This is a genomic window from Micromonospora sp. DSM 43699, from assembly GCF_055517075.1.
Genome location: NZ_JBTMMT010000074.1, coordinates 25,115 through 31,674 on the forward strand (window position 1 = coordinate 25,115; position 6,560 = coordinate 31,674).

8 protein-coding genes are annotated in these 6,560 nt (G+C 71.1%); 3 read left to right on the forward strand and 5 right to left on the reverse strand.

Annotated elements, in window-relative coordinates; genetic code table 11:
* Positions 1-107 precede the first annotated feature (107 nt).
* Positions 108-530 carry an Hsp20/alpha crystallin family protein gene (locus AC0AIB_RS26705; RefSeq protein WP_328347044.1) on the reverse strand — a complete coding sequence of 141 codons (423 nt, stop codon included), beginning with the start codon at positions 528-530 and terminating at the stop codon, positions 108-110.
* 116 nt (positions 531-646) lie between these two features.
* Positions 647-1,036 (reverse strand): cupin domain-containing protein, encoded by a 390-nt coding sequence (locus AC0AIB_RS26710; protein ID WP_328347046.1) that lies wholly within the window; start codon positions 1,034-1,036, stop codon positions 647-649.
* Positions 1,037-1,138: 102 nt separating this feature from the next.
* Between AC0AIB_RS26710 and AC0AIB_RS26715 the strand changes: the two genes are divergently transcribed.
* Positions 1,139-1,951: an NAD(P)H-binding protein gene (locus AC0AIB_RS26715; RefSeq protein ID WP_328347048.1), complete on the forward strand. Its 813-nt coding sequence runs from the start codon at positions 1,139-1,141 to the stop codon at positions 1,949-1,951.
* Between the two features lie 273 nt (positions 1,952-2,224).
* The gene (locus tag AC0AIB_RS26720) at positions 2,225-2,536 is read left to right on the forward strand and encodes an endonuclease VII domain-containing protein (protein ID WP_465097710.1); all 312 of its coding nucleotides are present in this window, start codon (positions 2,225-2,227) and stop codon (positions 2,534-2,536) included.
* 295 nt (positions 2,537-2,831) lie between these two features.
* On the opposite strand, the gene AC0AIB_RS26725 is transcribed toward AC0AIB_RS26720, so the two are convergent.
* Both AC0AIB_RS26725 and AC0AIB_RS26730 read right to left on the reverse strand, forming a co-directional pair.
* On the reverse strand, positions 2,832-3,395 hold the full coding sequence (locus tag AC0AIB_RS26725) for a hypothetical protein (protein WP_465097711.1): 564 nt from the start codon (positions 3,393-3,395) through the stop codon (positions 2,832-2,834).
* A gap of 153 nt (positions 3,396-3,548) precedes the next feature.
* Positions 3,549-4,667, reverse strand: coding sequence for an FAD-dependent oxidoreductase (locus AC0AIB_RS26730; protein ID WP_465097712.1), 1,119 nt, complete (start codon positions 4,665-4,667; stop codon positions 3,549-3,551).
* 53 nt (positions 4,668-4,720) lie between these two features.
* Between AC0AIB_RS26730 and AC0AIB_RS26735 the strand changes: the two genes are divergently transcribed.
* The gene (locus AC0AIB_RS26735) at positions 4,721-5,413 is read left to right on the forward strand and encodes a TetR/AcrR family transcriptional regulator (RefSeq protein ID WP_328347055.1); all 693 of its coding nucleotides are present in this window, start codon (positions 4,721-4,723) and stop codon (positions 5,411-5,413) included.
* Between the two features lie 165 nt (positions 5,414-5,578).
* Here the strand turns inward: AC0AIB_RS26735 and AC0AIB_RS26740 are convergent, their stop codons facing one another.
* The gene (locus tag AC0AIB_RS26740; protein WP_465097713.1) at positions 5,579-6,358 is read right to left on the reverse strand and encodes an endonuclease/exonuclease/phosphatase family protein; all 780 of its coding nucleotides are present in this window, start codon (positions 6,356-6,358) and stop codon (positions 5,579-5,581) included.
* Positions 6,359-6,560: the final 202 nt, after the last annotated feature.

The following is a 6,560-nucleotide window of genomic DNA, read 5'->3' on the forward strand; positions in this document are numbered from 1 at the left end:
GGCTCTCAGCCTCGGTGGGGAATCGTGGTGAGGCGCGCCCGACCGGATCACCCGAAGTCGTCCGCCCGGTGGGGGCCGGTGCGGCCCCCACCGTGTTGGTGCGCAGGTCAGGCGGTGAGCTGCCGGCGCCCATCGCCGGCGGTGACGGGCACCCGGCGTGGCTTGGCGCGCTCCGCGATCGGGATGCGCAAGGTCAGCACACCGTGCTCGTACGCCGCCTCCAGGCGGTCGGTGTCGAGGGTGTCGCCGAGGAAGAGCTGCCGGGAGAAGGTGCCCATCGGCCGCTCGGCGGCGACCAGTTCGACGGATTCGGTGGTGGGACGGCGGCGCTGCGCGCGGACGGTCAGCACGTTGCGTTCCACCGTGCAGTCGATGCTGTCGGGGTCCACGCCGGGCAGGTCGAACGCGGCGTGGAAGTGGTCGCCGTCGCGCCAGGCGTCCAGGTGCATCACGGCGGGTCGGCTGGTGGTGCCCAGCAGCTGCTCGGCGAGCCGGTCGATCTCCCGGAACGGGTCGGTACGCATCAGCATGGTCGTGCCTCCTCGGTTTCCTCGGGCCGAAGGTCCTTGAGTTGAGTCGGGTGGGCTCAACTCGTACTTCAGTATTTACCGCGTTGCGGCCCGCTCGTCAACCCGACGGGTGAGGCTCAGAGGGGGTGGCCGGTGGTGGCGTCCACGTGGGCGGGTACCTCGTCGTGCCGGTCCCCCACGCTGGACGTCCCCGACGGCTCGAACAGCAGGATCGACGCCCCGGCGGGGGCGGACGGTCGGTGCGCCACCCCGCGCGGCACCACGTACACCGCGCCCCGGGGCAGCACCACCGTGCGCTCGCCGGCGTCGTCGCGCAGGGCGATGCGCAGCTCACCATCGAGGACCAGGAAGAACTCGTCGGTGTGGTCGTGGGTGTGCCACACGTGCTCGCCGGCCACCTTCGCCACCCGGACGTCGTAGTCGTTGACCCGGGTGACGATGTGTGGGCTCCACAGCTGGTCGAAGGAGGCCAGCGCGGTCGTCAGGTCGATCGGCTCGTCGCTCATCGCACCATCGTGGCACCGCCGGCCGCCGGGCACCGCCCCGCGTCGGGCGACGGTCGGCGAAACCCGGTTGTCCGCGACCGGATCGCCGGCCAGGGTGTGCCCATGCCCCACGAACTGTTCGCCGTCACCGCGGCCACCGGCGCCCTCGGCCGCCTAGCCGTCGCACACCTGCGTGACCGGGTACGGCCCGACCGGATCGTGGCCGTCGCCCGCGAGCCCGGCCGCGCCCGGGACCTGGGAGTCGCCGTACGCCCCGGCGACTACGACGCTCCCGACACGTTGGTCAGCGCCTTCGCCGGGGTCACCGGGCTGATCTTCGTCTCGTCCCCCGAACTCGACCCCGCCCGCCGTACCGCACAGCATCGTGCCGTCGTGGCGGCGGCGCTGCGCGCCGGGGTCACCGACGTGGTCTACACCAGCTTCCACCCGGTCGAGGGTCTCTTCGACGCCCACCGGGCCACCGAAGAGGCGCTCGTGGCGGCAGGGCTGGCCCACACGGTGCTGCGCAACCCGTTCTACACCGAGCCGTTGGTCGACGCGGCGGTCGGGGTCGACGTGCTGGTGCACGCCACCGACGGCCGGGGTCTGAACACCGCCGCCCGGGCGGACCTGGCCGAGGCCGCCGTCGCCGCCCTGCTGCGGGCCGACACCCGGGGCCGGACGTTCACCCTCACCGGGCCAGCGTGGACGTATCCGCAGCTGGCCGCTGCCCTCGGTGTCCCGGCCCGGTCCGGCGAGGTCGCCGGGGCGATGGGTTGGCTGCACGCCCTGGCCTGCGCCGGTGTCCTGGAAGTGTCGACCGGGGATCTGCGGGAACTGCTCGACCACGCACCCACAGGCATCGTCGACCAGCTACCGAGCACCGGTCCCAAGCCTGGAGGCACCAGCGGGTCACGAGGCCTCAACGCAGGCTAGGAATAATCCTCACCGCACCATGCGTGGCGCGTTACTCGACGAGGCCCGGCAGGGCCCAGGCCTTCCTGAACAGGAGGATTTGTCACTACCGGCGACTACATTGCGCACGTGTCAGAAAGCAGAGTGTGCAAGCGGTGCCGGAAGTCGCGGAGTGTCAACGCCTTCATCGGAACATCAGGATGCCCCACCATCTGCTGCTCGACTTGCCTGCAGCGAGGCCGCGACATGAACCGCGCCACTCGCCAGAGGCTTGGACCGGCGGCGGTGCGGGCGATGAACCTCCGCACGAAGTACGGCATCACAGAGCAGGAGTACGACGCGCGACGCGCCGCCCAAGACCACCGCTGTGCCATTTGCGGCACTCACGAGCGCGACATTCCCTCCCACCCCGTCGGTCGCCCCCGGTTGGACGGAACGCCCACGGCTGATGCCGCGCGTCTCGTGGTGGACCACTGCCACGAGACCAAGCGGGTGCGAGGACTGCTCTGCGTGGGCTGCAATGCCGCGCTTGGCCACTTCAGGGACTCTCCCCAGTCGCTGCGTGCCGCGTTGCGCTATCTGGAACAGCAGGCAACAGACGGGTAATTCCTACATGGATGTAGGAAAATAACAGAACAGACATTATGGTGTCTGGTCGATCTGCCCCATATGCACTACTGGTTTAGCGAATTACTGGTAATAGTTATTCGATAATACGGGCGGGTGTGGTCGAGGGTGGAGGCCGACGACGAGCGAGGGCTGATGGCGGGCGCGCGTGGGGCCACGAGGCCGCTCCGCAGCCAAGGGGCATGCGCGGGTGCGGGCGGCGTGAAGTCAGGTCGTGTGGCGGAGGATCAAACCGGCGATCCGCTCGGTGAGCCCCGGCGAGAAGACCGGATTGTCAGCCTGCGGTAGCGAGTACCGCGGGGCTGCCCTGCACCACCCGCAGGTCCATGCGCGGGTAGCGGGCGCTGATCTTGCCTGCGTCGCGCTTCGGGTTGTTGATGCCGACCGCCACGTACTGGCCGGGCTCCGCGCCGACGCTGTGCAGCTGAATGCCTCGCCCCTGCCAGTAGGTGAAGTCGTCGCTGATCTGCTCGACCCACGCGTCGAGGGTCCGCTTGGAGTACCTGGCGTCGGTGAACTGCACTGTCACGGTGGGCGCCACCGCTCGGACGGCGGCGTCGAATCCGGGGGTGGGGATGCGCTGTACCAGCAGGAGCTGGGCGGGCATGTCGAGGGCCACTCCGGCGTAGGCGTCGGGCCAGCGCGACGGGGCCGTTTCGTCCACGGTCGTTGCGGCGTCCCCCAGTTCCTGTTGGCGTGGCCATTCGGACTGCCCGGGGTTGGGTGTGGTGCTCGCGGGTGGGAGCTGAGGGGGTGTCGTTGGCGCGGCTGTGGCGGCGGTGCACGCGCTGAGGGCCAGCAGCGGCGGCGCCAGCAGCGTGGTCAAGTGTCGGGGCATGGGTCAGACCTTCCTCGCAGCGGCTACCGAGAAGCCGCTAATAGGGCGTTAGGGATTTAGCGAGCCGGCCGGGGGTGGGACGTACTCCCGCCCCCGACCGGTTTCCCGAGTCCCCCGAACGAGGTCAGCGTGCGGCTTCTCGTTGCCCGGCGGTCAGGACGGTTGGACCTGGTCGAAGAGGGCGACCGCTTCGGCGGGGTCCGGGCTCACGAGGCGTTCCAGACCAGCCGTCGTCATCGCCGCCCACCTGTTGGCCCGCGCCCACATCCGTTCCTCGAAGGCCCGGACGGCCTCGTCCAGATCCTCCGGGCCGACGGCGACGGACTCCGCGAGCTCGGCGCCGTCCAGCATCGCGAGGTTCGCGCCGGCCCCCAACGGTGGCATCAGATGGGCGGCATCACCCAGCAGCGTCACCCCGGCGACGTGGGCCCACGTGTGGGACACGGGCAGGACGTAGCAGGGGCGGTGGACGAAAGCGGTGCCGTGGCCGAGCAGGTCGAGCACGGAAGCGGCCCAGCCGTCGAACAGCGCCAGCAGACCCGACCGCGTGGCCTCGACGTCGGCCAGGTCCAGCTCCGTGTGCCAGTCCGACGGGGCGCGGAAGGTGGCGTACACCTTGACGTGACCGCCGCTGTTGCGTTGGGCGACCAGGGACCGGTTCACGCCGTACACGGCGAGTGCACCGTCGCCGATCAACCGGGCGAGGTCGGGGTGGCGGGTGTCGACGTCGTCCAGGGAGGTCTCGACCGAGGTGACGCCGGTGTAGTGCGGCGTCACCGACGACACCGCCGGGCGGACCCGGGACCAGGCTCCGTCCGCGCCCACCACCAGATCGAACGTCTCCTGCTGTCCGTCTGCGAAATGCACCACTGGCCCCTGCCCGGTGCTCGGCATCACCTGGGTCACCTTCCGTCCCCACCGGACGTCGAGACCGCCGAGCAGCAGGTCACGCAGTTGCCCACGGTCGATCTCGGGATTGGCCCGTTCGTCCGGTCGTGGTCGCCAGTCCCGAAGGACGGTCCCGGTCGGGTCCAGGATGCGCATGGCCTGACCCTCGGGACGGGACAGCGCCTGGAAATCGGTCAGCAGCCCCGCCTTGTCCAGCGCCAGCTGGCCCAGCTCCTCGTGCAGGTCGAGGCTCCCGCCCGGAGGGCGGGCGTCGGGTCCGGGATCGCGTTCGAGCACCGCGACCGGGTAGCCGTGGCGGTGCAGGACCCGGGCGAAGGTGAGGCCGGCCGGGCCGCCCCCGACCACCGCAATACGATGTCTCATAGGAATACACTGTATCGAGCTCCTACAATGCTGTGCAACAGCAGGGAGTGACCATGACCGTGTGGGACCGACCGGAGCCGCCCAGGTCTCCGACGCCGCTCGACCGGCAGCGGATCGTCGCCGCCGCCATCGCCCTGGCCGACGAGGGCGGGCTGGCGGCGGTGTCGGTGCGCAAGGTCGCCGCCCGGCTGGACGCCGGCCCGATGCGGCTGTACGGATTCATCTCCACCAAGGACGACCTGCTCGACCTGATGGTGGACGAGGTCCACGCCGAGATCCTTCCCGAGCAGCAGCCGGGCGACTGGCGGGAGGCACTGCGTATGCACGCCGACCGCACCAGGCAGGCGGCTCTGCGGCACGAATGGTTGGCCGACCTGCTCGGCGGCCGCCCGACCCTCGGCCCGAACGGCCTCGCCGTGACCGAGGCCAAGCTGGCCGCCCTCGACGGCCTCGCCGACATCGACACCGTGATGCGCGCCGTCGCGACGGTCAGCGCCTACGTCACCGGCGCGATCAGACGCGAGGTCGCGGACCTGCGGGCCGAACGCGCCACCGGTCTGTCCAAGCGCGACTGGCAGCGCGCTTGGGGCCCGCACCTGACCGGAATGTTGGCCACCGGCCGCTTCCCGGCACTGAGCAGGGCCGTGCACGACGCCATGGACGTCGATGCCGAGACGTCCTTCGCGGCCGGCCTGGAATGGGTCCTCGACGCCGTGGCCGCCAAACTCCCCCGCGCGTCGACCTGACGCCCGCTTCTGCCGCAGGTGAGCGAGATCGGGGTCGGGGGCCTCCAGGGCGACGTTCGTCAGGGGTACCGTGCCCGTGTCCGTCGCGTGCCCACCACGGACAGGTCGGTGGCGATGGGCGTTTCCGTGACGCGGGCGCCGCAGCGAACTGCCGGGCGGCGGCAGTCAGCCGAGGTCGACGAGCAGCGGCCGGTGGTCGGAGATCGTCGAGCGGGGGGTGTCGACGGCGGTGACCGGGGGCAGCCGGTGCAGCCCCCGGGGGTCGGCGAGGATGTGGTCGAGCTGCACCCGGGGTGCGATGGCGGGGTAGGTGGGGCAGCGGGCGAGGGGTCGCCAACCGGTGAGCAGGCGGGCGGGGCCGGCGGGCAGGTTGAGGTCGCCGAGGAGGATGCGGGGACCGGGCAGGGCACGCAGGGCGCGCACGACGCGGCGCAGTTGGTATGCGTTCCAGCCGGGGACGAAGGACAGGTGGGTGGCGGCGACGGTGAGGGGGCCGTGCGGGGTGTCGAGGACGGCGGCGAGGACGACACGGGGTTCGTCGCGCAGCAGCAGCAGTCCACCGCCGGGGCCCGGTGCGTAGATCGGGGATCGTACGGGTGCGGGGGCCAGCCGGGTGACCTGCCAGGTGCGCACGGGGTGGCGGCTGATCAGGCCGATGCCGTAGCAGGGTTCGCCGTGGCCGTCGTCGTCGTGGCGCAGGGGCCGGAACTGTTCGCCTGGGGTGCCGACGACGGCGGCGGCGAAGCGGTGTTCGGGGGCACCGAGGGCGTGTGCGGCGATGCTGGTGAGGTCGTGGTGGCCGCTGCGGGACTGGTCGCGGTCGACTTCCTGGAGGGCGAGGACGTCGGCGTCGAGGGCGTGGACGGCGGCGGTGAGCCGGTCGGGGTCGACGAGCCCGTCGGTCAGGGAGCGGCCGTGCAGCAGGTTGAAGGTCGCCAGGCGCACCTGTGCACCCTACGTCCGTGGCACAGTTACCGGATGATCAAGTTGCTGTGTTGTTCGGTGCTGGTGTTCGTGGCGCTGGGTGCTGCTCTGGGGGACGCTGAGCTGGGCCAACGTGCTCGGTGGGCTGGTCGTGGGGCTGGTCGTGCTGACCGTCTTCCCGCTACCCCCGGTGACCTTCGCCGGGCGGCTGCACCCGCTGCCG

Bases quoted from the DNA above. Each gene is read 5' to 3' on its own strand.
- AC0AIB_RS26705 (WP_328347044.1), bottom strand. From the start codon at position 530: ATGCTGATGCGTACCGACCCGTTCCGGGAGATCGACCGGCTCGCCGAG.
- AC0AIB_RS26735 (WP_328347055.1), top strand. From the start codon at position 4,721: ATGACCGTGTGGGACCGACCGGAGCCGCCCAGGTCTCCGACGCCGCTC.
- AC0AIB_RS26715 (WP_328347048.1), top strand. From the start codon at position 1,139: ATGCCCCACGAACTGTTCGCCGTCACCGCGGCCACCGGCGCCCTCGGC.
- AC0AIB_RS26710 (WP_328347046.1), bottom strand. From the start codon at position 1,036: ATGAGCGACGAGCCGATCGACCTGACGACCGCGCTGGCCTCCTTCGAC.
- AC0AIB_RS26730 (WP_465097712.1), bottom strand. From the start codon at position 4,667: ATGAGACATCGTATTGCGGTGGTCGGGGGCGGCCCGGCCGGCCTCACC.
- AC0AIB_RS26720 (WP_465097710.1), top strand. From the start codon at position 2,225: ATGAACCTCCGCACGAAGTACGGCATCACAGAGCAGGAGTACGACGCG.
- AC0AIB_RS26725 (WP_465097711.1), bottom strand. From the start codon at position 3,395: ATGCCCCGACACTTGACCACGCTGCTGGCGCCGCCGCTGCTGGCCCTC.